This is a genomic window from Mycetocola tolaasinivorans (assembly GCF_003667565.1).
GTDB lineage: Bacteria > Actinomycetota > Actinomycetes > Actinomycetales > Microbacteriaceae > Mycetocola > Mycetocola tolaasinivorans.
Map to the genome: position 1 here is coordinate 1 of NZ_RCUX01000005.1, position 24,567 is coordinate 24,567.

A 24,567-nucleotide genomic window follows, 5' to 3' on the forward strand; every position below is an offset into this window, starting at 1 on the left:
GTGTTTCGGTGGTTATAGCAAGAGGGAAACGCCCGGTTACATTCCGAACCCGGAAGCTAAGGCTCTTTGCGCTGATGGTACTGCAGGGGGGACCCTGTGGGAGAGTAAGTCACCGCCGGACTTCTTTACAACACTTTGTGTGTTGCAGGTTTAAGCCCTGGCCTTTCGAGGTCGGGGTTTTTCTTGTTTAACCCGCACCTGTGTGTGGCGGGTGGGGTGTTGCGTGGGTGTGTGTGGTGGGTTGGCGCGGCTGTGCCTTGCCCAGAGAGCGTGTGTGTGGGGTGTGTGTGGTGTGTATTGTGGTCTTGCCTGGAGGGTGAGGCTTTTACTGTTTAACCGGGCTCACACGTCCAACCCAGAACGCGCTGCCGGTCCCGTGGCGGTGAGTCACCGGTTCCCGCGGACGAGTGCATGCCCCTGCTACAGCGTCTGGGATACCGCGCGCAGAAGCGCGCCTGGACGCCCGCTCATAAGGACGTGTGGGCGAGACACAGATATGCCCACGGTGGGGAACCAATCGGGCCCGGAGAGCGATGCTCTCCGGGCCCGACTGGTTTAACCGTGTATTGGTTACTGCGCTAGCGTAAGCGCAGCCCGGCCTATTCTCGCGGCCACCGCAGCGAGCGCGGGAAGAACAGGGCGCGCAGGCGCGCAGACAGCGGGACGGACGCCCGAAGCTCGCGCACGATGTGTTCGGCGTCACGCCACGAGTGCTGCGTGCCACCCGAGGAAGCGGCATCCGCGGGGGTGGCCGTGTCGCGGCCCCGTTCGGAAGAGATATCGCCCGTTCCGGGGCGTGCATAGCTTTCGGCCTCGACGGCGGCTGCGAGGGCGTCGAGCTGGCCGGCGGCCTGGCCGGAGATACCCGTCAGGTGGGCCGCTATGGCTCGTGGAGAGGCACCAGGCCCTGCCGGTACCCCCAGGTCCACCGCGGTTGCGAGAACCTCCGCCCAGGCCGCTCCCGCGTTCCTCCCGGTGCGGGCCCCTCTTCGTCGTCGCTGCGCGCGCTGGAGAGCACGTGCGGCCAACGGAAGAAGGAGCACAAGGATCAGGATCATCACGACGCCGAGCACCGTCCAGAACTCCGCCCGCGGAGACACAACGATACCGCCAGCACTACTCGGGGGAGCACTCGCCGTTGCCGATGCGCTCGGGGTTGCAGACGGGGTTGGGTCGCTGGTGGAGGCCTGCGTCGGAGCCGTCGTCGGGGCAACGGTCGGTGTTGCCGGGTCAGTCGGGGAGGTTGTGGACACCTCTCGGAAGGCGCTCGGGGCTCCGCGGCTCGCGGTGGGCTCGAAGGCGGTCCATCCGATGCCCTCGAAATAGAGCTCGGGCCAGGCGTGGAGATCGGTCGAAGCTACCCGGTACACTCGGTCGCCGTCATCGGTCAGGTGATCGATCGTGCCGGGGAGGTAGCCGACGGCAATGCGGGCCGGGATGTACAGCATCCGTGCCATGACCGTCATCGCCGAGGCAAAGTGAACGCAGTAGCCGGTGCGACGATCCAGGAAACTCCCGATGACCTCACCGGCGGTTCCGTTAAAGCCGTTCTGAACCGGGGCCGACTCGGAGTACGTGAACGACGATCGGAAGAAGCGCTCGAGTGCCACCGCGCGGTCATAGTCCGTTTCGGCGTTTGCATCGGCAAGAACCTTGAGCATGACCGTGGTGATGTTGTCGGGGAGATCATCCGGTAGCGAGCGATACCGCGGATCAACATCGGCATCGGCACCCGCGGGGGCGTCGCGCAACTGCTGCGCGGTGGGCTCTACGAGCAGGCTCTGCACGGTGTACCGCTGCGCGCGGGTGGTCGACTGGGCACTGTAGGCGCTGAGTCCGGGCTCCTCCCAGAGCCACTGCCCGTTCAGACCGGACACGGAGGTGGCGGGGTAGGTCAGCGGAAGCCAACTCGTCGAGAGACTCTCCATGCTGAAGGTTGTTGCGTAGGGTGTGACCGCGATGTCTGGGCCCAACCCGGGTGGGGCGGGAAACGAATTGACGGAGTTTCGCGGGTCCGCTCGGAATGCGCGGGGCTGCCACAGCGTGCGGTCCAGGTCATCGATCGTAAAGACGCGCACATAGGGCGGCGAATCCGCCGTGGTGATGTAGTTCATCGCGACCGTGGAAACCCCGCGACGCAGATCCTCACCGAGCGAGATGAGCGGATTGATCCCCGTCTGAAATGGGCCTGCGCGCCCGGCAATGCTCACCGGGTTTGGGGCAATCGCCGCGGTCAGCGGAGGGGTCACCACGAGGGTGAGCGCCACGGTAGCGGCCCCCAGCGGAAGCGCGATGGGCGGGATGCGCCGCGCGCTTGAGCCCTCACGCGGCAGCGGGCGCGTCACCAGCAGGAGCAGAAGCACCGCCACCGCGAGGGCGGCAAAGGTCAGCGGATTGAACCCCACCGGGAGCGCCAGTAGCGGCGCCGCGTAGGTCACGAGCGCGAGGAGTACCGCGAGCATCGGGAGCCCCGCCGCGAGAACGAGCGCAGCCATCACGAGTGCGATGAGCGAGCCCGTGACCACGATGAGAAACAGGAAGTCGGTCTGTGGCTCGAGCGGCGCGCTGCCCGTGGTCATCTGCTGAGACCCGGTCTCGATGAGATCGCCAAACGCGGTGAACGTCAGCGGAGTGGGCACCACACCCAGCAGTGCGGTCCCCGGGGCAAACATAAGAATCAGGGTTGCCCCGGCGAGCAGAATCCCAGCCAGGCCCGAAAGGAGCCCCGAGACGAAGACGGGAAGACGGCGGGTGAGCGCCCGCGTCACAAATATGGCCACGTACAGGACGACCACGCACCCGAGAACACTCAGTATCCAGCGGCTGCCGGTGAAGATACTGGTGAACCCGCCGAGTGATGTGGCAAACAGCGCGAGCGTTGCCGTCCAGCGCAGCGCATCGGATCTGTGCCAGGGGGTGGGCGCGGGTGTACTCATTGGGGAAACTCCAACCCGGGAAAGACGGTGGGGACGCTATCGGGCAGGGGGACAGGCCGACACGTCCAGCCGGCGTTTTCAAGAATGGCGAGAACGTCGGCCGCGGGCTCATCGACGCACAGGGCGGTCGCCGAATCGATCCGGGTGGCCAGCGCGGCGAGCTCGGCTGCGGCGCTCGGTGTGATCGTGCCCAGGACGGCAATGACCGAATCGCGGGATCCCAGCCGGGTGAAGAGCGCGGACAGGGGAGCAGCGCCCGCCTGGGGCTGCACGCGGGCGAGCGCGAGGAGTGCGGGTTCGGTGAGGGCGCGCCCGGCCTCGGTCACGCGGGAGGTGAGCGCGGTACCCGACTCACACAGCACCGGTTGCCATCCGCGCTCTGCGGCATCCAGCACGGCGGTGGCGGCGAGTGACACGGCCCATTCGAAGTGGGGCTCTGCCTGGCCGAGAACCGGTCCCGGCCAGTGCGCGGCTTCGGTGTCCAAAATCACGAACACGGCGGGTGACGGGCTGGCCTCCTCCTGGCGCACCATTAGCTCCCCATGGCGTGCGCTGGCGCGCCAGTTTACCCGGCGGATCGAATCGCCCGGGCGATATGCGCGCGGAATGGGATCCTCCAGCCCCGACTCACCACGGCGGGAGGAACGGCCGGCCTCGCCCTCGAGGCTCTGCCCGGTCACGCCCCCCAGCGGGACGTGTGCGGCCGGACGGGGCAGAACGGTGAGTGAGTCCGCCTCCCCAACGAGGTGGCGCCGACGCACCACGCCGAGTGGGTCCGTGAGCGTAACCTCGAGTGGCCCGAGCGCGTGCACGCCGCGAGCGAGCGCGCGTACCGTTACGCCGCCGTGCAGCTCGCGCCGACCATCGGGGAGCCGAACGATGGTCGCGGGCAGATAGGCGGAGTCCTCAATCGGAGAGACACCCTCTCCGGTCACGTCCTTCCAGGAGCCGGAGGCAACCCGAAGGGCCGCGGGGCCGGTGATGCGTGTACGTATGCGAACGATGTCCTCGAGTGAGACGATGCGCGTGGGGAGGATTCGCTCCACGACGATCGTGCCCAGCGGCCAGGCGGCCACCACGGTGGCGATGATCAGCACGAGGACGAGGAGAACCGCCCCGGCGATGAGCTGCACGGTGCCGAGAGCTATCCCCCCACCGAGCAACACAGCCGCTGTGACCAGAACACCCCAGCCTCGACCGGTCACACCCACGGCGGGACGCCGGGCGAGCGCGCTAACTCGGCCCAGGGCGCGTCGCACGCTATCCGCCCTGCCCCGAGTGCGGAACCGGGGTTTCCCGCAGAATGGAACCGAGAATCTCACCGATGCCCGAACCCGAGTGCACATCGTGGTCGCCCGCGCTGCGTCGTGCGGGGATTACCCGGTGCGCCAGTACGGGAAGGACGAGCTCGGAGATGTCATCCGGCAGCACGAAGTCTCGGCCATCGAGGGCCGCTCGTGCCTTGGCCGCGCGGATCAGCTGCAGCGTTGCTCGGGGGCTCGCGCCCAGGCGCAGGTCGGGATGCGTGCGGGTGGCACCGATCAGCGCCACGGTGTACTGCTCAACCAGGGGTGAGACGTAAACGCGCTGCGCCCAGCGAATCAGCTCGACCAGCTCGGCCCGGGTCACGGCGTGAACCATCCCATCGAGTGGGTTGCCGGTGTCGCGCTGGCGCAGCATCTTGATCTCGGCCTCGGCATCCGGATAGCCCATCGAAATGCGCAGCATAAAGCGGTCTCGCTGGGCCTCGGGGAGCACATAGGTGCCCTCCATATCGAGCGGGTTCTGGGTCGCGATGACGGTGAACGGGTGCGGCAGGGGATGGGTCTCACCATCGCTCGTGACCTGGCGTTCGGCCATGGCCTCGAGCAGGGCCGACTGGGTCTTCGGCGAGGCCCGGTTGATCTCATCGGCGATCAGGATGTGGGCAAACACCGCGCCCGGCTTGAACTCGAACTCGCCGTGGGCGGCGTCGTAAATCGAGACGCCGGTGATATCGGCGGGGAGGAGATCCGGCGTGAACTGGATCCGGCCCACCGTGCAGTCCACGCTCGCAGCCAGGGCGCGAGCCAGGGCGGTCTTTCCCACCCCGGGAACGTCCTCGATGAGGACGTGGCCCTCGGCGAGCAGCGCGATCAGCGCGAGGCGGGCTGCCTCGGGCTTGCCATCGATCACGGTTTCGACGCTGGCGAGGATGCGCTCGGCGACCTCACGGAAACCGCGGGAGTCACGTTCGGTGAGCGCGGGTGCGGGTGCGGGTGCGGCAGACTGTGCGGGCTGAGCGGCGGGCTGCTCGGCGGCGTGCGGAATACTCATGCGGCGATCTCTCGGTTCGGGGTGGCGGAGGCGGAGCGGGCGGCGGAGGCCACGCGGACATCGCGGCGGACGGCGAGGCGGACGAGGAGTCCGATGAGCCCGAGGATGCCGCTCGTGAGGAGGGCGGGGGTGACGACCGACAGCACCTGGTAGTAGGCGATCTGGTTCTGATAGTCGCTCTCCTCGAACGACTGGCTAGAGTACCTCCCGAGGGCCACATCCATCACAAACGTCAGTCCGAGGATTCCGCCACCGAGCAGCGCCACGGTCAGGCACCAGAGCAGGATGATCCACGGGTTCGGACCCGAGCGGGGGGTCGGGGCCACGGGGGCAGCCACGGGCTCGACCCCCCAACTCTGGGGGGAGCTCGCGTGGCCGAGGGGCGGCGGAGGTGGTACCGGCAGCGCCGTACCCGGCACCGAGCCGGTGCCCACAGATAGGGCGGCAGGCACGAGCGGCGGGCCGGCCACCCCGGGGGTGGCACCCTGCGGGCGTGATGCGGACGGGCGGATGCGCTCGCGCACGGGTGCCGCGCTCGGGGCCACCGGATCCGCGGAATCACGCGGTTCGACGGTGCGAGACGGCACCGATGCGGTGGCATCCTGCTGATTCGTGGGCACCGCCGCGGCGGGTGTTCCGGTGAACCCGCGCTGGAATGCGGGGTCGTAACGTCTATCCACCAAGTGGGGTCTCGCTTCCCGCCGCGACTCCGCGACATTGGTTGGGGTTGCCCCGATCCTAGCGAACGCACCCGAACGAAGAAACCGTTTGGGCACCTCCCGCACGCGGGCCGTCACATGCCTCGCGGGTGCAACGCCGCGTAGCGGAGCGGCCCGTGGTGCCGTGCGGCGATAGGATCGTAACGCCTCCCCTGCGTGAACACACAGTGTTTTCGCCCCCAAAATCAAAGGACACCCACCACAGTGACTCAGCGCCCCTGGACTCGACGCGCCCTGACCGCCCTCGCCGGTGCCGGTCTCGTACTCACCCTTGCGGCCTGCGGGGCCCCCGCGGGCGTGGGCGGTGCCGATGCCCCGACCACCGAGTCTGGGCCCACCCTGAAGATCGCCATGATTACCCACTCGGGTGCCGGCGACACCTTCTGGGACATCGTGCGTTCGGGGGCCGAGGCCGCCGCGAAGAAGGATCACGCGGCGCTGCTGTACTCCGCCGACCCCGATGGTGCCCGCCAGGCGCAGCTCGTCGACCAGGCCGTGGATCAGAAGGTCGACGGTATCATCGTGACCCTGGCCAAGCCCGACGCCCTGGCCGCCTCGGTGAAGGCCGCCGTGGCCGCGGGCATCCCGGTGGTCTCCATTAACTCCGGCGAGGACGCCTGGCAGCCGCTCGGCGTGCTCGCCCACTTCGGCCAGAACGAAACCGTGGCCGGCGAAGCAGCCGGTGCCAAGCTCACCGAGCTCGGTGCCAAGAAGATCGTGTGCGTGATCCATGAGCAGGGCAACGTGGGCCACGAGGCTCGCTGCGACGGCATCGCAAAGACCTTCACCGGCAGCATGGAGCGCCTCTACGTCAACGGCGTGGACATGAGTAACGTCGCCTCGACGATCACCTCCAAATTGCAGACAACCCCGGACATCGACTACGTCGTGACCCTCGGTGCCCCGTTCGCGATGACCGCGATCGACGCCATCGCCGATGCCGGCAGCTCGGCAAAGCTCGCCACCTTTGACCTCAACGCCGACGCCGTGGACGCCATGAAGGCGGGCAAGATCCAGTTCATCGTGGATCAGCAGCCCTACCTCCAGGGCTATTCGGCGCTCGACAACCTGTGGCTGTACAAGACCAACGGCAACATGCTGGGTGGCGGCAAGACCGTATACACCGGGCCGCAGATCCTGACCCAGTCAGACGCCGAGAGCATCGCCAAGTTTGCAAAGAACGGTACCCGCTGATTTGAGTACCGCCACCCCCACCGACGAACGGATCCACTCCCGCGGGCTCTTTGAGCGCCTGTTTGTGCGACCCGAGATCGGTGCGCTCGCCGCCGCGGCCGTGCTCTTTGCCGTGTTCGCGTCGGTATCGCCGGTGTTTACCCAGCCGGCATCGCTCGCGACGATTCTCTACGGTGCCTCCACCGTGGGGATCATGGCGGTGGGGGTATCGCTGCTGATGATCGGCGGCGAGGTGGACCTCTCGGCCGGCGTGGCCGTCACCACCAGCGCGCTGACCGCGGCGCTGATCGCCTACTGGTTCGGCGGAAACATCTGGTGGGGCGTGGGCCTGTCCCTGGTGAGCGCGCTCGCCGTGGGGGCGCTCAACGGGTGGCTGCTCACCCGCACCCGGCTCTCGAGCTTTATCGTGACGCTCGCGTCGTTTTTCATGCTGACCGGGTTGAACCTCGGCGTCACACGCATGATTACCGGCGGCGTCGCGACGCCCTCGATCGAACGGGCACCGGGATATGAGCTCGGCCGCGCGATCTTCGCCAGTGACGTGCCCGTATTCGGGGTGAACATCAAGATCACGGTGTTCTACTGGATCGCGCTCGTGATTATCGCGACCTGGATCCTGCGTCGCACCCGCGTAGGTAACTGGATCTTCGCATCCGGCGGTGCCCCGCAGGCCGCGCGGGCGGTGGGTGTGCCCGTGCGCGCCACCAAGATCGGACTGTACATCGGCGTGGGCTTCTGCGCCTGGCTGCTCGCGATGCACCAGCTGTTCGCGTTCAAGACCGTGCAGTCGGGCGAGGGCATCGGCAACGAGTTTCTCTACATCATCGCCGCGGTGGTGGGCGGCTGCCTGATGACCGGCGGCTACGGCTCGGCGATCGGCGCGGCGATCGGCGCGCTCATCTACGGCATGGCGCTCAAGGGCGTCGTCTACGCCGAGTGGAGCCCGGACTGGCTCAAGTTCTTCCTCGGCGCGATGCTGCTCGCCGCGACCGTGTTCAACGTCTATCTGCAGCGCCGCGCGGCGCGGGGGAGGGCCCGATGAGCGCCCCGATTCTGAGCCTCACCGGCGTGGGCAAGACCCACGGCAACGTGATCTCCCTCGCGGGCGTGGACCTCGCGGTGCGCGCGGGAGAGGTAACCTGCGTGCTCGGCGATAACGGCGCCGGGAAGTCGACGCTGATCGGCATCATCTCCGGCAACCACGCGCCGACCTCGGGCGAGCTGGCGATCGACGGCGAAACCGTACGGCTGACCTCTCCCCGGCATGCCCTGGAACGCGGCATCGCGACCGTCTATCAGGACCTCGCGGTGGTGCCGCTCATGCCGATCTGGCGCAACTTCTTCCTCGGCCAGGAGCTCACCCGTGGCCGGGGTCCGCTGCGCCGGCTGGACATCGCCCGCATGCGCGAGATTACCCGGCGTGAGCTCGCCGGAATGGGTATCGATCTGCGCGACGTGGATCAGCCCATCGGGACGCTCTCCGGCGGCGAACGGCAGAGCGTCGCGATCGCCCGAGCGGTGTACTTCGGGGCGCGCATCCTGATGCTGGATGAGCCCACCGCGGCCCTCGGCGTGAAGCAGTCGGCGATCGTGCTGCGCCACATTCGGCGCGCACGCGAGCGCGGCCTCGGCGTGATCTTCATCACCCACAACCCGCGGCACGCGATGCCCGTGGCCGACCGCTTCCTCGTGCTGGGGCGCGGCCGCACCATTGGCAGCTTCCCCCGGGCGGAGGCCTCGATCGAGCGCATCACCGCCCTGATGGCCGGCGGCGATGAGCTGGATGAACTGCTCGAGGAGCTGGACCGAGACTAGCGCCGGGGCGAGCCGGGCCGTGGGGTCGAGCCGGGCCAGTGGTGACCGAGCCGGGGCTAGCGCTGCCGCGTCAGGAACGCCACCGCGGCGTCCTTGAACGCGCGGGCCCCCACGGCGTTGAGGTGACCGCGGCCGGGGATCTCGACGAACTCCGCGCCGGCGTCCGCCGCGAGGGCTCGGCTGCCCGGGGCCACCGCGTCGCGCTCGCCGGTGGCGAGCAGCATCGGCGGTGTGGGGGCGGCACCGAGCGCCGCGTGTTCCCCGCCGCGCACCCCCTCGACCACGGCGATCAGGGCGTCCAGCCGGTTTCCCGGCACGCCCTCGGCCATTCGTACGTAGCCGGCGGTCAGCGGGTCAGCGATCGGGGTGCCGTGGTCGCGATAGGCGTGGGCGGCGGCCGCGTCGAAGGTGTCGAGCGGATCGCCCTCGGGCATCCCGCCGAGCACGAGATCGATCAGGAGTTCCGGGCTTTCGCGGCCGAGCCGCCAGCCCGTGCGGGCACCCATCGAGTATCCGAGATAGTGGGCGCGGGAGACACCGTGGTGGGCGAGGACCGCGCGGGCATCCTCGGCAAAGAGCGCGAGCGAGTAGCGCGCCGGATCGGTCGGGGCGTCGGAGGCGCCGTGCCCACGGAGGTCGAATGCGAGCACGGCGAATCCGGCCCGGGTGAGCTCTCGCGTCCAGCCGCTGAGCTCCCAGTTGAGGAACGCGTGCGAGGCAAAGCCGTGCACGGCGAGCACCGTGGGAGCGGAGGGCTCGCCATAGCGGTAGCTGGCGAGCCGCAGCCCATCCGGGGCGGTGACAAACTCGGTGGGAACGGTCGGTTCGGCGGGGATGATCATACCGTGCCTAGCCCGAGTGCCGCTCGAGGAACTCGTACACCTCGGTATCGTCCACCCCGGGGAACGTGCCGCTCGGCAGCGGCGAGAGGATGTGGGCGTGCAGGCGCGCGCTCGGCCAGGACTTCTCCTGCCAGCGGCTCACCAGCGCCTTGGCCGGGCGGCGGCAGCACGCGGCATCCGGGCAGGTGCTCGTGGCTCGGATCGCGGTTTCGCGCCCGCGGAAGTACTTCGACTGGTTGAATGGCACGCCCACCGAGATCGAGAACTCGCCGGCATCGGTCGAACCGGTCTGGGTGGCGCACCAGAACGTGCCGGCGGGGGTGTCGGTGTACTGGTAGAACTCGGTGGTGCGGTTGTTGCGTTCGAAGGCGGCGCGGGCGGCGAAGTGGCGGCAGACGATCTGCCCCTCCACTGCACCGGTGATGTCCGAGGGCAGCGGGAGGCCGTCGTTTGCAAACACCTTTGCCACCGCACCCTGCTCATCCACCCGGAGGAAGTGCAGCGGCATTTCCAGCTGGGAGGTCATCAGGTTGGTGAGGCGGATCCCGGCGGCCTCGTGGGTCACGCCGAAGGCGTCCCGGAAGTCCTCCACGGCGAGGTTGCGATCCCGCTTCGCCGCCTGAAGGAACGACACCGCCGCGGTCTGCGGCATGAGGCAGGCCGCCGCGAAGTAGTTGATCTCCATCCGCTGTAGCAGGAACTGCGCGTAGCTCGTGGGGCGGGTGTGGCCGAGGAGGCGGTGGGCCATGGCTTGCAGCGCCATCGAGCGCAGGCCGTGGCCACCGGGGATCGAGGCCGGGGGCAGGTAGATGCGGCCGTTTTCGAGGTCGGTGACCGAGCGGGCCGAGTGCGGCAGGTCGTTGACGTAGATGAGCTTGAGGCCCAGCTGCTCGGCCATGATCGACACCGTGCGGTGGGTGATGGCCCCGGTGGTGTGGCCGCTCGCGCGCACGCGCTCCTCCGCGATCTTCTCGATTTCCGGAAGGAAGTTATCCACCCCGCGCATTTTCTCGCGCAGCTCTGTGTTTGCCCGCCGCGCCTCCTCCGGGGTGGCCACCGCCTCGGTCGCGCGGCGCTGCAGCTCGTGGTGCAGCCCCACGATCGAGGCGAGGGCATCATCGCCCATGCCGCGCGTGACACGAATCGGCGGTAGCCCCAGCTCGGTAAAGACGCCGAGCTTCTGCGAGCGTTCGAGCTCGATTTCGAGCGCCGCCCGCGGCGAGGGGGCCTCGGAGGTGAGGAGATCGGCGAGATTGACGTCGAGGGTCGTCGCGATCTGTTGCAGGGCTGAGAGCTTGGGTTCGCGCTTGCCATTCTCGATCAGCGAGAGCTGGCTGCCCGCGAGACCGACGCTCTCGCCGAGCTGGTCGAGGGTGAGCCCGCGTGCGGTGCGGAAGTGACGGATGCGGCGGCCGAGGGTCGCGAGGTCAGCGGAGATACCGGTCATCGTTTTATCATACGGAAACTTTCGAGGTTCTTAACCAGATGTTGCAGGAGATATCTTCTATTTTCGGTCTCAGGATGGGTGTAGCGGCGAAATTTCACGCCGTGGCACACGGACGAAGGGGCCCGAAGATGACGATGCTCGACCAGCGACACGAGGAGAAACTGTCCGCCGCAGCAGGCGTACCGGACGCGCTCGCCGAGTGGGTGGCCGCGATCGCCGCACACACCCGCCCCGACCGCGTGGTCTGGTGGACCGGCACTCCCGCCGAGGTGAGCACCCTCCAGGATGAGCTCGTGGCCGAGGGGAAGCTGATCCGACTGAACCCGGAGCTGCGTCCCGAATCGTTTCTCGCGCGCAGCACCCCGGACGACGTCGCCCGGGTGGAGTCGCGTACGTTCATCTGCAGCGAGAGCCCCGCGGATGCCGGACCGACCAACAACTGGCGTGAACCGGCCGGGATGCGCGCGGAGCTGAGCGCGCGGTTTGCCGGCTGCATGCGCGGACGCACCCTCTACGTGGTGCCGTTCAGCATGGGACCGGTGGGTGGGCCGCTGTCACGGGTGGGGGTGCAGCTGACCGATTCGGGCTACGCGGTGCTGTCCATGGAGATCATGACCCGCACCGGTGCCGCGGTGATCGCCGAGATCGCCGGGGGTGCCGACTGGGTGCGCGCGATTCACTCGGTGGGGGCACCGCTGCTGCCCGGAGACGAGGATGTTGCGTGGCCCTGCAACCCGGATAAGTACATCGTGCAGTTTCCCGAGACCCGCGAGATCTGGTCGTTTGGTTCCGGCTACGGCGGCAATGCGCTGCTCGCGAAGAAGTGCTTTGCGCTGCGGATTGCGAGCGTGCAGGGGCGCGATGAGGGGTGGCTCGCCGAACACATGCTGCTGATGCGGCTGATCTCCCCGGAGGGTCGCGCATTCCACATCGCGGGGGCCTTCCCCTCGGCGTGCGGCAAGACCAATCTCGCGATGCTGCGCCCGGACCTCCCCGGCTGGCGCGTCGAAACCCTCGGCGACGATATCGCCTGGCTGCGGCCGGGGGCCGACGGCCGCCTGTGGGCGATCAACCCCGAGGCCGGGTTCTTCGGGGTGGCCCCGGGCACGAGCGCGAAGACCAACCGGGCCGCGATCGAGATGCTCGCCTCGCACACCATCTTCACCAACGTGGCCCTCACCGCCGAGGGAGACGTGTGGTGGGAGGGGCTGACCGATACCCCGCCCGCGGGGCTGACCGACTGGCGTGGTAACGCCTGGGATGCCGACGCGGGCACACCGGCCGCACACCCCAACGCGCGCTTCACCGTGGCGGCTGAACGCTGCCCTACCGCGGCCGAGGACATCGGCGAGGCGGTGCCGGTGGACGCCATCCTGTTCGGTGGGCGACGCGCGGATACCGTGCCGCTCGTGACGGAGGCGCGCGGCTGGGAACACGGCGTCTACCTCGGGGCCACGATCGCGAGCGAGACCACGGCCGCCGCCGAGGGGGCCACCGGTGTGGTGCGCCGGGATCCCTTCGCGATGCTGCCCTTCTGTGGCTACCACGTGGCCGATCACTGGGCACACTGGCTGAGCATTGGGCGAGGGCTCGACGCCGAACTCGCCCCGCGGATGTACCGGGTGAACTGGTTCCGCCGCGATACCGAGCGCGGTTTCCTCTGGCCCGGATTCACCGAGAACGCCCGGGTGCTCGCCTGGATCGCCGGGCGCATCGCGGGGGAGGCCGAGGCGAATGAGACCGCGATCGGTGCCGTCCCGCTCGCGTCTGATATTGCCGCCGAGGGTGTCTCTGCCGAACGGCTCAGCCAGCTGCTCACGGTTGATCCGGTCGAGTGGCGCTACGAGGTGGAGCGCGAGGCTGAGTTCTTTGGCGGCGTGGGCGGGCGGCTCCCGGTCGAGCTGTCAGCTCAGCTTGCCGAGGCACGCATCAGGATCGCGCGGGCGTTCGGATGATCGTGGTCATCTTGCGGGTGGTAGCCCGCGGGGTACGCCCCCGCGGGTGGGCCGTACCCGGAAGTGGGGCGGCTGGTCGTACCGTGCGTTATGCCATATCGAGCGCTAGGCCGCCAGCGCGTTGTAGCGCAGCCGCGGCGGGGCTGAGACGTGCACGGTGCAGAGCTCGCCGGCCGAGCCCGCATACGGGAACGCGGTGATCAGGCGGAGCCCGTGGGCATCCTCGAGTGCGTAGGCGAGTGCCGCCGGGGTCGCGGATCCTGGCCGGGCACGGTACAGCAGGGTGTGGGCCGCGAGCGTGGGGGTGATCTGTTCGCGCAGACGTAGCAGATCCCCGCGCCGCGGCCCACCGGAAAACAGCGGCAGCAGGATCTCGGTGAGGCGGGCGAGCGGGGTGCTCGCGCCGTCTGCCGGCCGGAAGTGGGTGGGCGGAACGCCGAGGGCGTCGGCGAGCTCGGCGTCGATCCAGCGCTCGCGCTTGGTGCCGTACGGGGTCATTACCGGCGCGTAGAGGTAGCCGTACACGTGGAGGAGGCCCGCGTTTGAGGCGGGGGCGCTGGCGGGCAGGCCCGCACGCAGCGCGAGGGCGTTGAGCACCGGGCTTGCCAGCACGGCCAGGCCCACGTTTTCGTCCACCGCGGTCGAGTGGCCCCAGTGGGCAAAGACGCCCGCATCGCGGTCGCTGTCGAGGGCGTCGGCGAGCCAGGGTTCCATCCGGAAGAGCTCAGCGGCGAGGCTCAGCGGGGTGGACTCGGCGAGGGCGGTGAGGTGCAGCGAGAGATCCTGCAGGTGAGCGTGCAGGGCGGCCGACTCCACGGGGTGGGTGTGCGGGGCCGTCGCGGATGCGGGCGAACCGGATCCGTCGATCGGGGACGGCGCGAGTGCCCAGGTGCGAGACGCCGCGGTGCCGAAGAAGTGCTTCATGAACTCATGCTAGGTGGAGCATGTGGCGTGTCCGCACGCTCACGCCGATCGGCCGTCACACGTTCACGACCCGTTCACCCGCTCGTGGTCATTTCGTCCATATTGACTTCTTAGTCTGGACGCATCGTCCACGAGGAGAACTGTGACCCCCACCCCCACACTGATTTTTGACTTTGACGGCACCGTTGCCCTCGGAGCCGGCCCGGTACGAGCCTACGCGCTCGCCGCGGTTGCCGGTATTCCGGCCGAGCAGCGCACCGACTTTTTGACCCGGGTTCTGGATGAGCACTCCGACGCCGAGGCGCTGGACGGCTACGACCGGGTTGCCCGCGCCGCCCGCCTGCTCGGTGTCACCGAGCAGGAGCTCTCGGCCGCCTACCTGCACTCGCGCAGCGTTCTCGGCGGTGCCGAGGCCCCCATCCTCGCTCCCCGCGGCCTGCGCGAGTTCCTCGAGCAGGCTCGCGCGCACGCCGAGATTGTGCTGGTCACCAACGCTCCCGCCGCGGGTATCGACCGCGTGCTGCGGGTGCTCGGCCTGGCCCCGCTGTTTGACCGTGTGATCACGCAGGCCGGTAAGCCCGCCGGGTTCCCCGCGATCCTCGACGACCTGCGTGCGGCGCCGCTGCCCGAGCGTTTCGCGGCCGACGCCACCCGCGGCCCGGTGCTCTCGATCGGCGACATCTGGGAGAACGACCTCGCCCCGATCCGCGAGCGCGGCCACCACACGGCCCTGGTGGGCACCCGAATTCCCGCCGGTGCCACCCCGGATCTCGCGGCCGAGCGCCTCGAAACGCTGTATCCCGAGCTGCTGGCCTGGGCTCGCGGCCAGGTCGTCCCGGCCCCCTAAACCTCACCCCACTCCGCACCACCCACCCCTCACCACCCCACCTGGAAGGCATAACCATGCTGAAGAAGTCCCTGAGCGCCCTGGCACTGATCGGTGCCGCGGCAATCGTCCTGACCGGTTGTTCGGCCACCGCCGGCACCGGCTCCTCCGCCTCGCCCGAGGCCATCAAAGACCCCACCGAGCTGACCCTCGCCCTGGTGCCCTCGCAGGACCAGTCCGGCCTCGTCGACACCGCGGCCCCGCTAACCGACTTCCTCACCAAGGAGCTCGGCATCACCGTGCACGGCGTTGTGTCGAAGGACTACCAGGCCGCCGTTGAGGCCATGGGCGCCGGCCAGGCACAGATCGGTTTCCTGCCCTCGCTGCAGCTGTGGCAGGCCAGCGACAAGTACGGTGCCCGCACCGTGCTGCAGACCGAGCGCAACGGCAACATCAGCTACCCCGCGCAGTTCATGACCAACAACCCGGACAAGTACTGCGACGACAAGCCCGTTGAGCGCGACGGCAAGCTGTTCTGCAACGGTGCCGACGCACTGAAGGGCCCGGCCGGTCTTGACTCGATCAAGAAGATCAAGGGTGCCAAGGTTTCGGTGCTCGGCCCGGGCTCCCCGGCCGGGTACATCTACCCGATGCTCGCGCTGAAGGAGGCGGGCCTGAACATCGACACCGACATCGACAAGCTCCCCGTCACCGCCAACGACGCCTCCGTGCTCGCCGTCTACAACGGTGACGCCGAGGTGGGCTTCTCGTTCTGGGACGCCCGTGACATCGTGAAGAAGGACACCCCGGACGTCGGCCAGAAGGTTGTGGTCTTCGCCCTGAGCACCGAGATCCCCAACGACGGTGTGACCCTGAGCAAGGACCTCTCGCCGAAGCTGCAGGACAAGATTGCCAAGGCCCTCGAGGACTACTCGAACACCGAGGCCGGTTCGAAGGTGCTGCAGAGCATCTACTCGATCACCAAGCTCGCCCCGGCAGACCCCAAGTCCCTCGATGTTGTGGCCCGCGCCGCAAAGAGCCTCGGACTCCAGTAGTGACCCGGATTTCCCCGGAAACCCCGGCGGGGGCCGCTGCTGCGGCCCCCGCCCCCTGGTCCATCCGGTTGCGCGATGCCACGGTTCGCTACCCCAACGGAGTGGTGGGCCTCAACAAGATTTCCCTCGACATCGAGGCCGGCGAGATGGTCTCCATCGTTGGTCTCTCCGGATCCGGCAAGTCCAGCCTGATCCGCACCATCAACGGCCTGGTGTCGCTCAGCTCGGGCACGCTGGAGGTGGGCGACCACCGCATGGACCTCGCCCGCGGACGCGAACTGCGCCGCCTGCGCGGACAGATCGGCATGATCTTCCAGGGGTTCAACCTCGCCGGACGCACCACGGTGCTCAACAACGTGCTGGTGGGTCGTCTCGCCCACACCTCGGTGGCGCGCACCCTCGTGGGTGCCTACCGGCCGCGCGACCGTCAGTTGGCCTATGAGGCTCTGGATCGCGTGGGTATGCTCGAACGGGTATATCACCGAGCGGCGCATCTCTCCGGTGGCCAGCAGCAGCGCGTGGCCATCGCCCGCGCCCTGGCCCAGGAGCCCGGTATCGTGCTGGCCGATGAGCCCGTCGCGAGCCTCGACCCGCCCACCGCGCACGCGGTGATGGGCGACCTGCGCCGCATCAATCGCGAGCTGGGCATCACCGTGCTGGTCAACCTGCACCTGCTCGACCTTGCCCGGGGATACGGTAACCGCCTGATCGGGCTGCGCGCCGGAGAGATCGTCTATGACGGCCCGGCCGCGAGCGCCACCGATGCCGACTTTGAGCGCATCTATGGCCGTCCGATCGGCGATCAGGACCTCCTGGGTGGCGCAGCGTCCTCTGCATCGACTGCATCGCCCGTCTCGCTCCCCGGGGAGCCGGTGTGAGTGCAGCGGAGTATCCTGGTCTCCCGGCGAAGCCCGGCGGGCGCTGGAAGATCTGGCTCGCCATCGGGATCATCGCGGCCATTACCGCGGTGACCCTGGCGCCGGGTATCGGCGTGGACTTCTCCCTCGATGCGATTCTGCGCAACTGGCGCAACGGCACTGAGAAGATCGGTCAGCTGCTGGTGCCGGACTGGTCGTTCTTCCCGCGGACCATCGCGCCGCTCTGGGAGACCATCCAGATGGCGATCATCGCCTCGGTGATCGGGGCAATCGTGTCGGTGCCGCTCAGCATGTGGGCGGCCCGGCTGACCAACCCCAACCCGGTGACCCGCGGCATCGTGCGCACGCTGCTCAACATCGTGCGCGCCGTGCCGGACCTCCTCTATGCGGCGGTTCTGGTGGCCATGGTCGGGGTGGGTGCCCTGCCGGGTATCATCGCGCTGGTGCTGTTCAACGTGGGCATCGTGGTCAAGCTGGTGTCCGAGGCAATCGAGTCCGGGGATCCGGGCCCGGGGGAGGCCGCGCGTGCGGCCGGTGCCACCCAGACCCAGATCAACCGGGCGGCGCTGCTGCCGGATATCTGGCCGCCGTTCATCAACCAGGCGCTCTACGCGTTTGAGCTCAACGTGCGGGCCTCCACCGTCCTCGGCCTCGTGGGTGCGGGCGGCCTCGGCCTCCTTATCGACGCCGTGCGTACCTTCTATCGTTACGACCAGCTGTCGCTGATCATCCTCGAGATTCTCGTGGTTGTGGTGCTGATCGACTGGGCGAGCGCCGTGATTCGAAAGCGTGTGAAATGACAGCCCTGAACACCGCCCCGCGGACATCCCGGACAGCGCCCGCGCGCCCGGTCACGCCCCCGGCGAAGCCGCGCAACCCCTGGCGGGTGGTGATTACGGTGGCGATCACGGTGGCGGTGATCCTGGTGTTCTGGTCGGTGAAGGTCGACTGGGCACGCACCGTCAACCTGCCCGCAGACATCGCCCGCTATCTGTGGCTGATGTTCTCCAACCCGGCCTGGGATAAGGTTCCCGAGGCGCTGTGGCAGACCTGGCGCAGCGTTGAGATGGCGTGGGTGGGCTGCCTGCTCGGCATCGTGATCTCGTTCCCGCTGAGCTTCCTCGCCGCCCGCGGCATCGGCCCAGCCCCGGTGCGGTTTGTGCTGCGCGGCCTGTTCTCGCTGATCCGCGCCGTGCCCGAGATCGTGATCGCGATCGTGATCCTCTCGGTGACGGGGCTGACCCCGCTGACCGGCGCCCTGGCGCTCGCGGTCAACGGCATCGGCACCCTGGGCAAGTGGGGCTATGAGGCCATCGAGGGTGTGCACCCGGGCCCGATCGAGGCCGTGCATGCCGCCGGCGGAAGTCGCTGGCAGACGGTGCGCTGGGGTATTTGGCCGCAGGCCTCGCCGGAGTTTGTGTCCTTCTGGCTGTACCGGTTTGAGATCAACGTGCGCGCGAGTGCCGTGTTGGGTCTGATCGGTGTGGGCGGAATTGGCGATATGCTCACCTCGTACACCCAGTACCGGGAGTGGCCCACCGTGGGTGCGCTGCTGATCGTGGTCATTATCGTGACCGTTGCCATTGACCTGACCTCCGGCGCGATTCGTCGCCGGATTACCGAGGGGAGCCGGGTCCGTGACCTCGCCTAGCATCGATATTGTGGCCACCGGGGAGACCCTCACGGCGATCCCCACCGCGATGCCCACCGTACGTATCGCCACCGCCCTGCCGGGGATGCAGCGCAGTGAACGCCGGGCCGCCGAGATCATCGCGGCCGACCCGGAGAGCGTCGTGGAACTGACCGCTCAGGAGCTCGCCGACCGCGCCGGTGTGGCCCGCTCGACGGTGGTGCGGATGTGCCAGAGCCTCGGGTATCGCGGCTATCCGCAGCTGCGCGTGGCTCTGGCGGGGGAACTCGCCCTGGCTGGGGAACTCGCCCAGCGCGCGGAGGATGCGGATCCGGGCGCGGGCGCGCTCGGCCGTATTCGTGCGGAGATCGTGGCGCTGGCCCAGGTGCTGCCGCAGATCGCGAGCGTGCTGAGCGAACCCGAAGTGGATTCGGCGGTAGACTCCATCGTCGCGGCCGGCCGCGTGCTCGTGGTGGCGAGCGGCCTGTCTGGCCCGCTGGCGATGGACCTGGCGATGCGTCTGACCGCCGCCGGCCGCCCGGCCGAAACCCTCGCCGATCCGATCGGCCAGCAGATCGCCGCGCGTGGCCTGCGGGCGGAGGATGTCTGCCTGGTGATCTCGGGCAGCGGCGCGAACGAGGCGAGCCTCCGCGCGGCCGCTCAGGCCAATGAGGCGGGTGCGCGGGTGATCGCGGTCACCTCCTTCCGCAACACCCCGCTGACCCGCCTGGCGGCGATCACCCTGCTGCTGGCACCCGCGGCGAGTTTCCGGCAGGAGCTGGAGCACACCTCGAGGGTGCCGCACGTGGTGTTCCTCGAGGCGCTGGTGGAGACCATCGGCACGCGCCTCGGCGTGGCCGGTGAGCGGGCACGTTCGCGCGTGCTCGACGTTCTCGCCGAAAACCTCGGCGATGAGGCGGGCCGCTAGGCTCGCCCACTCACCCCCGGCTCGCATCGGAAACGAGCCGACCGGGTGCTCGATGCCCCGTACCGTCCTCCAGCGGTGCGGGGCGTCGTTCGTTCCCGGACAGCACTGTGCCCCGGCTGGAGGACCCGGCCGGGGCACAGTGCGGGAGCGTTACACCAGGAACTGGTGCTTTGCGAGGTCGCGGTAGAGCGGTACGGAGGCTACCAGTTCGGAGTGGGTGCCGGTGCCCAGCACGGTGCCGTGCTCGAGCACCACGATCTTGTCGCTGTCCACCACGGTGGAGAGGCGGTGGGCGATGATGATGAGGGTGCGGTCCTTGGCCACGGCGTCGAGGGCGACGCGCATCAGCTGCTCGTTCTGGCCGTCGAGCGAGGAGGTGGACTCATCCAGCAGCAGCACCGGGTGGGCGGCGAGCAGCGCGCGGGCAATGGCCAGGCGCTGACGCTCACCACCGGAGAGCATGATGCCGTCCTCGCCCACCGCGGCGTCGAGACCGGCGCTGTTACGCTCCAGGACCTCACCGAGGTTGACGTCGCGCAGCACGCGCTCGCAGTCGGCGTCGGTGGCGTCCGGCGCCCCCAGCAGAAGGTTGTCGCGCAGCGAGCCGGCGAGCACCGGGGCATCCTGCTCGACGTAGCCGATCTGGCCGCGGAGGTCCGCCCGGTCAAGCGCGCGGATGTCGCGGCCGCCGAAGAGGATCGCGCCGTCCTGCGGGTCGTAGAAGCGCTCGACCAGCGCGAGGATCGTCGACTTACCGGCACCCGAGGGGCCGACCAGCGCGGTGCGGGTACCGCGATCGGCGGAGAAGGACACCCCGCGCAGCACCTCGGTACGCTCGCCCGTGGCCACCACGGTGCGGATCTCATCGGCCTCGGCCGGGCCCGCGGTGGCGGGTGCCGTGGCGTAGCCAAACACCACGTCGCGGAACTCGATGGCCGGAGCCTCGGCCGACACCGTACCCGGGTCGGTCAGAGCCGCGGCGATCTCGGCGTCGCGGGCATCCTCGGCCGGCAGATCGATGATCTCCTGAATACGGCCGAGCGCACCGAGCGCCTGGTTGGTTGCGGTGAGCGCGCCAAAGGCCTGCCCCAGCGGCATGATCATCATGAACAGGAACATCACAAACGCGACCAGGCTCGAAATCTCGATCGCACCCGAGGCCACGCGGAAACCGCCGACTCCCAGCACCACCAGGAGCGAAGCCTGCATCGCGATACCGGCCACCGGCACGACGAGCGCGGAGGCCTTGGCCACCCGAATGCCCATCTTCCAGGCGGCGGTGGCGTGCTGCTCCACCCCGGCGATCTCGCGCTCCGTGGCACCCGCGGCCCGGACGGTGCGCACCGAGCTGATGGCCCGCTCAACGGCCGAAGTGAGGTCACCCACGCGGGCCTGCGCGGCGGCGCTGGCCTGACGAATGCGCGCGGACAGCGCGACGACCACGAGCACCGAGACGGCCACCACGAGCACGGTGAGTCCGAGCAGCACCGGGTCAAGAATCAGCATCGCGATGAGCGCACCCACAAACGTGACCGCGCCACCAATGGCCTCGATCAGGCCCTGGGTCAGCACCGCGCGCAGCAGCGTGGTGTCGCTGCCCACACGAGACACCAGGTCGCCCGTGCGGCGGGCATCAAACTCGGAAACCGGCAGGCGCAGCATGCGCGAAATCAGGCGCTTGCGGCTCGACAGCACCACGCCCTCACCGGTGCGCTGCAGCAGGTAGTGCTGGTAGCCCATGAGCAGCGCGGAAATAACCACGAGGGCCACGAGTGCCCACACCAGCGAACCCAGCATCTCGTTCTTCTGCACCCGGCCGATGACCTGACTCACCAGCAGCGGCTGAGCCAGCGAGGCCAGGGCCCCGAGGACCGAGAGTAGGATGATGAACCACAGCATCCGCTTGTGTTCAAACAGGAACGGCAGCAGCTGCCGGAACGAGGCGCGGGGGCCCTCCTGCGGCTTACGCCGGGCAAACGGTGAACGGGACGAGGGCGAAGACATGAGGCCTTTCCTGGCGCCACGCACCCGTGGGGCGCGGCAAATACGGCGGGGGAGCGCACACACGGTGCTTCCCCTAAGGTAGAACACCCGCGGGGCCTGGTCAAACGCGCGGGTAACGCGCGTGACCTGGGATTTTGCCGACCCCGCGTCGATGGGGGACCGACGCGGTGTCGCCAACACGGGCGTGTCCCGCGGACACCGCGGACAACCCGGCACAACGGCGGCGGCCCCGCCTCTCGAACCGGCCGGTGAGGCGCGGAAACGGGAGACGGGGCCGCCGAAGAAAACGACCTAGTTGTCGATGTTGATGTCCTTGGTCTCGCGCGAGAGCAGCAGCGCGATCAGGGTGAGGACACCCATCGCGACCAGGTACATGCCCACCAGGAACGGGCTGCCGTCGCCGGCCTGCCACAGCTGCAGCGCGATCAGCGGGGCCACCGCGGCACCGAGGATCGAGCTCACATTGTAGGAGATAGCCGAACCGGAGTAGCGCACGTTGGTCGGGAACAGCTCGGGCAGCAGCGCGCCCATCGGGCCAAACGTGGCACCCATCAGGGTGAAACCGATGATGAGGAACGCCTGGGTCAGGCCCTTATCCGCACCGAGCATCGGCTCAAACAGGAAGCCGAAACCGATGATCAGGATGGTGATGACGATCAGGGTCTTGCGGCGACCGAAGCGGTCGGCCAGCGGGCCCGAAACCAGGGTGAAGATACCGAAGAACACCACACCGATGATGAGCATCAGCACGAAGTCGACGTAGCCGAAGCCGCCACCCGGGAAGAACGTGCTCGGGTCAAACGGCTTACCCGCGGCCTCGGCGGCCTTCTGCGCGGCCTCAACCGAGGAGGCGCGGGTGCCGAAGGTCAGGGTGAAGTTGGTCATCAGGTAGAACAGCACGTAGGTCGCCAGCATGATGAAGGTACCCAGGATGAGGTTCTTCCAGTGGAAACGGAAGACCTCGGCCAGCGGCGACTTCTTGAGCTTGCCGCTCTCGGCGTTCTTCTGGAAGCTCGTGGACTCCACCAGGCGCAGACGCACCCAGAGGCCCACGATCACCATGACCGCGGAGAACAGGAACGGAATACGCCAGCCCCAGGCGATGAACGCCTCGGACTGCAGTGCCGGGTTGTCGGCGTGCGGGAGCAGCGCGTTGATGATGAGGAACAGGCCGTTGGCGATGATGAAGCCGAGCGGTGCACCCAGCTGCGGGAACGTGCCGTACCAGGCGCGCTTGCCCGCGGGGGCGTTCTCGGTCGCGACCAGCGCGGCACCGGACCACTCACCACCGAGGGCGAAGCCCTGACCCAGGCGCAGGATCAGCAGGAGCAGCGCGGCCCACCAACCGATGGACTCAAACGTCGGCAGCACACCGATCAGGAACGTGGCGATACCCATCGTGAGCAGTGAGGCGACGAGGGTTGCCTTGCGGCCATAGCGGTCACCAAAGTGGCCGAAGACCATCGCGCCGACCGGGCGCGCGACCATCGCCGCACCAAAGGTGGCAAACGAGGCGAGAAGCGAGGTGGTCGGGTTGGCACTGGGGAAGAAGAGCGTCGGGAACACGAGAACCGCCGCGGTGGCGTAGACGTAGAAGTCGTAGAACTCGATCGTGGTGCCGATGAGGCTCGCGGTAATAACGCGCGAGCGCGGGTTGGCCGGGGTTGCGGAGGCCTTCGAATCCCCCGTGGTTGCTGCTGACATGCTGTCGTCCAAAAACGTTGAGTATCAAGAAAGAGGGGCAGTCATCACGGGGGTGGAGTGAACACTGAGCCTGAAAAACGTGGGTTCCGGTTGTGGCGGAGATAGCCAATATACGCCTATTCCGAGGGGAACCCGAAACTCCCTGGCGTGGGGTAAACAATCAGTGTCGGAATGAAAGGACCGGGTTAGGGTGGGGAAATGAGTGAAGAGTCCGCGCCGACCCCCGCCCGTGCAGTTCCCGGAGAGGGGATCCCCGATGGCCGCGGTCGCAGCGGACTGGACCGCGTGGGTCGAGACCTCACCGGTAACCCGGACGTACGCATCCTCGACGTCGAGGTGACCTCCGATGGCTGGCACGTGCTGCGCCGGACCACCCTGGAATACCGGGACCGGCACGGTAACTGGGGTCGACAAACGCGGGAAACCTACGATCGCGGAAACGGTGCCACGATCCTGCTGTACCGCACCGATACTCGCACGGTCTTGCTGACCAGACAGTTTCGCTTTCCCGCCTACGTCAACGGGCACCCCGACGGCGTGTTGATTGAGGCCGCCGCGGGCCTCCTCGACGGAGATGCCCCCGAGGACGCGATCGCCCGGGAGACCCACGAGGAGCTGGGGGTCGCGGTCCGCGCGCCACGCTACCTCTTTGACCTCTACATGAGTCCGGGATCGGTCACCGAGCGCGTGCACTTCTTCGCCGCCGAGTACGCTCCCGAGGATGAAACCGGTGCCGGGGGCGGCGTGGCCGATGAGGGCGAGGAGATCGAGCGAGTGGAGCTGGGATTCGACGACGCCTACGCCGCCATCGCAGACGGCCGAATTCGCGATGGCAAGACCGTGATCCTGCTGCAGTGGGCCGCGCTGAATCTCTTCGGCGCGGCCCACTAGGCGGGAGGCCTCGACTCGGAACCTAGAGCGAGCGCAGCAGCACCGCGGTGTGCAGTGCGGCCTCGGCGGCCTCGCGGCCCTTGTCCTCGCGCGAACCGGGGAGGCCCGCACGATCGATGCCCTGTGCCTCATCGTCCAGGGTGAGGACGCCGAAGCCCACCGGCTTCCCGGTCAGGACGGACACCTGGGTCAGGCCCGAGGTTGCCGCATCCGAGACAAACTCAAAGTGCGGGGTGCCGCCGCGGATGATGACGCCGAGCGCCACCACCGCATCCGCACCGCCCTCGAGCGCCGCGCGTGCGGCCACCGGCAGCTCGAAGCTGCCCGCGACGCGCACGGTCTTGAACGTTGCGCCAGACTCGGTCAGGGCCTTCTCGGCACCGGCGATGAGGCCGTTGCTGATCTCCTCGTGCCAGGATCCGGCGATCACGGTGACGTTGAGGCCGGTGCCGTCAACCTGAAGGGAGGGAATTCCGTTGCTGCTCATAGTGTGTGTTCCGTTC

Annotated in this window: 21 protein-coding genes and 1 rRNA gene; 12 read left to right on the plus strand and 10 right to left on the minus strand. The window is 68.3% G+C overall.

Translation table 11 applies throughout. The annotated features are described in order from the left end of the window. Window positions 1-4 precede the first annotated feature (4 nt). Window positions 5-121 (plus strand): 5S ribosomal RNA (gene rrf / locus D9V32_RS06985). A 478-nt stretch (window positions 122-599) separates the two neighbouring features. Here the strand turns inward: rrf and D9V32_RS06990 are convergent. The 4 genes from D9V32_RS06990 to D9V32_RS07005 are packed head-to-tail and all read right to left on the minus strand — an operon-like array spanning window position 600 to window position 5,932. Continuing rightward, window positions 600-2,936, minus strand: a complete 2,337-nt coding sequence (locus D9V32_RS06990) for a transglutaminase TgpA family protein (RefSeq protein ID WP_121648192.1) — start codon at window positions 2,934-2,936, stop codon at window positions 600-602. Beyond that, window positions 2,933-4,195 carry a DUF58 domain-containing protein gene (locus D9V32_RS06995; protein WP_183086215.1) on the minus strand — a complete coding sequence of 421 codons (1,263 nt, stop codon included), beginning with the start codon at window positions 4,193-4,195 and terminating at the stop codon, window positions 2,933-2,935. The genes D9V32_RS06990 and D9V32_RS06995 overlap by 4 nt, the downstream gene beginning before the upstream one ends. A gap of 1 nt (window position 4,196) precedes the next feature. After that, window positions 4,197-5,252: an AAA family ATPase gene (locus D9V32_RS07000; RefSeq protein WP_121648194.1), complete on the minus strand. Its 1,056-nt coding sequence runs from the start codon at window positions 5,250-5,252 to the stop codon at window positions 4,197-4,199. After that, window positions 5,249-5,932: a hypothetical protein gene (locus D9V32_RS07005; RefSeq protein ID WP_147440418.1), complete on the minus strand. Its 684-nt coding sequence runs from the start codon at window positions 5,930-5,932 to the stop codon at window positions 5,249-5,251. The genes D9V32_RS07000 and D9V32_RS07005 overlap by 4 nt, the downstream gene beginning before the upstream one ends. A gap of 243 nt (window positions 5,933-6,175) precedes the next feature. On the opposite strand from D9V32_RS07005, the gene D9V32_RS07010 reads away from it, so the two are divergent. From D9V32_RS07010 to D9V32_RS07020, 3 genes are read left to right on the plus strand one after another with little or no spacing between them, the layout of a single operon-like run. Beyond that, window positions 6,176-7,165, plus strand: a complete 990-nt coding sequence (locus D9V32_RS07010; RefSeq protein WP_183086216.1) for a substrate-binding domain-containing protein — start codon at window positions 6,176-6,178, stop codon at window positions 7,163-7,165. 1 nt (window position 7,166) lies between these two features. Further along, window positions 7,167-8,207, plus strand: a complete 1,041-nt coding sequence (locus D9V32_RS07015) for an ABC transporter permease (RefSeq protein ID WP_245982151.1) — start codon at window positions 7,167-7,169, stop codon at window positions 8,205-8,207. Beyond that, the gene (locus D9V32_RS07020; RefSeq protein ID WP_121648196.1) at window positions 8,204-8,980 is read left to right on the plus strand and encodes an ATP-binding cassette domain-containing protein; all 777 of its coding nucleotides are present in this window, start codon (window positions 8,204-8,206) and stop codon (window positions 8,978-8,980) included. The genes D9V32_RS07015 and D9V32_RS07020 overlap by 4 nt, the downstream gene beginning before the upstream one ends. 56 nt (window positions 8,981-9,036) lie before the next feature. Here the strand turns inward: D9V32_RS07020 and D9V32_RS07025 are convergent, their stop codons facing one another. Next, on the minus strand, window positions 9,037-9,822 hold the full coding sequence (locus tag D9V32_RS07025; RefSeq protein ID WP_121648197.1) for an alpha/beta fold hydrolase: 786 nt from the start codon (window positions 9,820-9,822) through the stop codon (window positions 9,037-9,039). A gap of 7 nt (window positions 9,823-9,829) precedes the next feature. After that, on the minus strand, window positions 9,830-11,269 hold the full coding sequence (locus tag D9V32_RS07030) for a helix-turn-helix transcriptional regulator (RefSeq protein WP_121648198.1): 1,440 nt from the start codon (window positions 11,267-11,269) through the stop codon (window positions 9,830-9,832). A 128-nt stretch (window positions 11,270-11,397) separates the two neighbouring features. Between D9V32_RS07030 and D9V32_RS07035 the strand changes: the two genes are divergently transcribed. After that, complete coding sequence (locus tag D9V32_RS07035) at window positions 11,398-13,224, plus strand: phosphoenolpyruvate carboxykinase (GTP) (protein ID WP_121648199.1); 1,827 nt, start codon at window positions 11,398-11,400, stop codon at window positions 13,222-13,224. A 105-nt stretch (window positions 13,225-13,329) separates the two neighbouring features. Here the strand turns inward: D9V32_RS07035 and D9V32_RS07040 are convergent, their stop codons facing one another. Further along, window positions 13,330-14,148, minus strand: coding sequence for an amino acid deaminase (locus tag D9V32_RS07040; RefSeq protein ID WP_121648200.1), 819 nt, complete (start codon window positions 14,146-14,148; stop codon window positions 13,330-13,332). A gap of 142 nt (window positions 14,149-14,290) precedes the next feature. On the opposite strand from D9V32_RS07040, the gene D9V32_RS07045 reads away from it, so the two are divergent. From D9V32_RS07045 to D9V32_RS07070, 6 genes are read left to right on the plus strand one after another with little or no spacing between them, the layout of a single operon-like run. Next, on the plus strand, window positions 14,291-14,995 hold the full coding sequence (locus D9V32_RS07045) for an HAD family hydrolase (RefSeq protein WP_183086217.1): 705 nt from the start codon (window positions 14,291-14,293) through the stop codon (window positions 14,993-14,995). A gap of 56 nt (window positions 14,996-15,051) precedes the next feature. Further along, on the plus strand, window positions 15,052-16,029 hold the full coding sequence (phnD, locus tag D9V32_RS07050) for a phosphate/phosphite/phosphonate ABC transporter substrate-binding protein (protein WP_121648202.1): 978 nt from the start codon (window positions 15,052-15,054) through the stop codon (window positions 16,027-16,029). Between the two features lie 8 nt (window positions 16,030-16,037). Next, window positions 16,038-16,907 carry a phosphonate ABC transporter ATP-binding protein gene (phnC, locus tag D9V32_RS07055; RefSeq protein ID WP_121648437.1) on the plus strand — a complete coding sequence of 290 codons (870 nt, stop codon included), beginning with the start codon at window positions 16,038-16,040 and terminating at the stop codon, window positions 16,905-16,907. Then, entirely contained in the window at window positions 16,904-17,707 is an 804-nt protein-coding gene (gene phnE / locus D9V32_RS07060; protein WP_121648203.1) for a phosphonate ABC transporter, permease protein PhnE, read from the plus strand. Before phnC ends, phnE (D9V32_RS07060) begins: the two co-directional genes overlap by 4 nt. Further along, window positions 17,704-18,558: a phosphonate ABC transporter, permease protein PhnE gene (phnE, locus tag D9V32_RS07065; protein WP_121648204.1), complete on the plus strand. Its 855-nt coding sequence runs from the start codon at window positions 17,704-17,706 to the stop codon at window positions 18,556-18,558. Before phnE (D9V32_RS07060) ends, phnE (D9V32_RS07065) begins: the two co-directional genes overlap by 4 nt. Next, complete coding sequence (locus D9V32_RS07070; RefSeq protein WP_245982154.1) at window positions 18,545-19,465, plus strand: MurR/RpiR family transcriptional regulator; 921 nt, start codon at window positions 18,545-18,547, stop codon at window positions 19,463-19,465. Before phnE (D9V32_RS07065) ends, D9V32_RS07070 begins: the two co-directional genes overlap by 14 nt. 150 nt (window positions 19,466-19,615) lie before the next feature. On the opposite strand, the gene D9V32_RS07075 is transcribed toward D9V32_RS07070, so the two are convergent. Continuing rightward, the gene (locus D9V32_RS07075; RefSeq protein WP_121648205.1) at window positions 19,616-21,469 is read right to left on the minus strand and encodes an ABC transporter ATP-binding protein; all 1,854 of its coding nucleotides are present in this window, start codon (window positions 21,467-21,469) and stop codon (window positions 19,616-19,618) included. A 291-nt stretch (window positions 21,470-21,760) separates the two neighbouring features. After that, on the minus strand, window positions 21,761-23,173 hold the full coding sequence (locus D9V32_RS07080; RefSeq protein ID WP_121648206.1) for an MFS transporter: 1,413 nt from the start codon (window positions 23,171-23,173) through the stop codon (window positions 21,761-21,763). A 198-nt stretch (window positions 23,174-23,371) separates the two neighbouring features. Between D9V32_RS07080 and D9V32_RS07085 the strand changes: the two genes are divergently transcribed. Continuing rightward, window positions 23,372-24,064 carry an NUDIX domain-containing protein gene (locus tag D9V32_RS07085; RefSeq protein WP_121648207.1) on the plus strand — a complete coding sequence of 231 codons (693 nt, stop codon included), beginning with the start codon at window positions 23,372-23,374 and terminating at the stop codon, window positions 24,062-24,064. A gap of 22 nt (window positions 24,065-24,086) precedes the next feature. Here the strand turns inward: D9V32_RS07085 and ribH are convergent, their stop codons facing one another. Next, window positions 24,087-24,551: a 6,7-dimethyl-8-ribityllumazine synthase gene (gene ribH / locus D9V32_RS07090; RefSeq protein WP_121648208.1), complete on the minus strand. Its 465-nt coding sequence runs from the start codon at window positions 24,549-24,551 to the stop codon at window positions 24,087-24,089. Window positions 24,552-24,567: the final 16 nt, after the last annotated feature.

Coding starts and splice junctions, on each gene's coding strand:
- D9V32_RS07080 (WP_121648206.1), bottom strand. CDS start 23,173: ATGTCAGCAGCAACCACGGGGGATTCGAAGGCCTCCGCAACCCCGGCC.
- D9V32_RS07030 (WP_121648198.1), bottom strand. CDS start 11,269: ATGACCGGTATCTCCGCTGACCTCGCGACCCTCGGCCGCCGCATCCGT.
- D9V32_RS07075 (WP_121648205.1), bottom strand. CDS start 21,469: ATGTCTTCGCCCTCGTCCCGTTCACCGTTTGCCCGGCGTAAGCCGCAG.
- D9V32_RS07085 (WP_121648207.1), top strand. CDS start 23,372: ATGAGTGAAGAGTCCGCGCCGACCCCCGCCCGTGCAGTTCCCGGAGAG.
- D9V32_RS07020 (WP_121648196.1), top strand. CDS start 8,204: ATGAGCGCCCCGATTCTGAGCCTCACCGGCGTGGGCAAGACCCACGGC.
- D9V32_RS07000 (WP_121648194.1), bottom strand. CDS start 5,252: ATGAGTATTCCGCACGCCGCCGAGCAGCCCGCCGCTCAGCCCGCACAG.
- D9V32_RS07035 (WP_121648199.1), top strand. CDS start 11,398: ATGACGATGCTCGACCAGCGACACGAGGAGAAACTGTCCGCCGCAGCA.
- phnE (WP_121648204.1), top strand. CDS start 17,704: ATGACAGCCCTGAACACCGCCCCGCGGACATCCCGGACAGCGCCCGCG.
- D9V32_RS07040 (WP_121648200.1), bottom strand. CDS start 14,148: ATGAAGCACTTCTTCGGCACCGCGGCGTCTCGCACCTGGGCACTCGCG.
- D9V32_RS06990 (WP_121648192.1), bottom strand. CDS start 2,936: ATGAGTACACCCGCGCCCACCCCCTGGCACAGATCCGATGCGCTGCGC.
- ribH (WP_121648208.1), bottom strand. CDS start 24,551: ATGAGCAGCAACGGAATTCCCTCCCTTCAGGTTGACGGCACCGGCCTC.
- phnD (WP_121648202.1), top strand. CDS start 15,052: ATGCTGAAGAAGTCCCTGAGCGCCCTGGCACTGATCGGTGCCGCGGCA.
- D9V32_RS07025 (WP_121648197.1), bottom strand. CDS start 9,822: ATGATCATCCCCGCCGAACCGACCGTTCCCACCGAGTTTGTCACCGCC.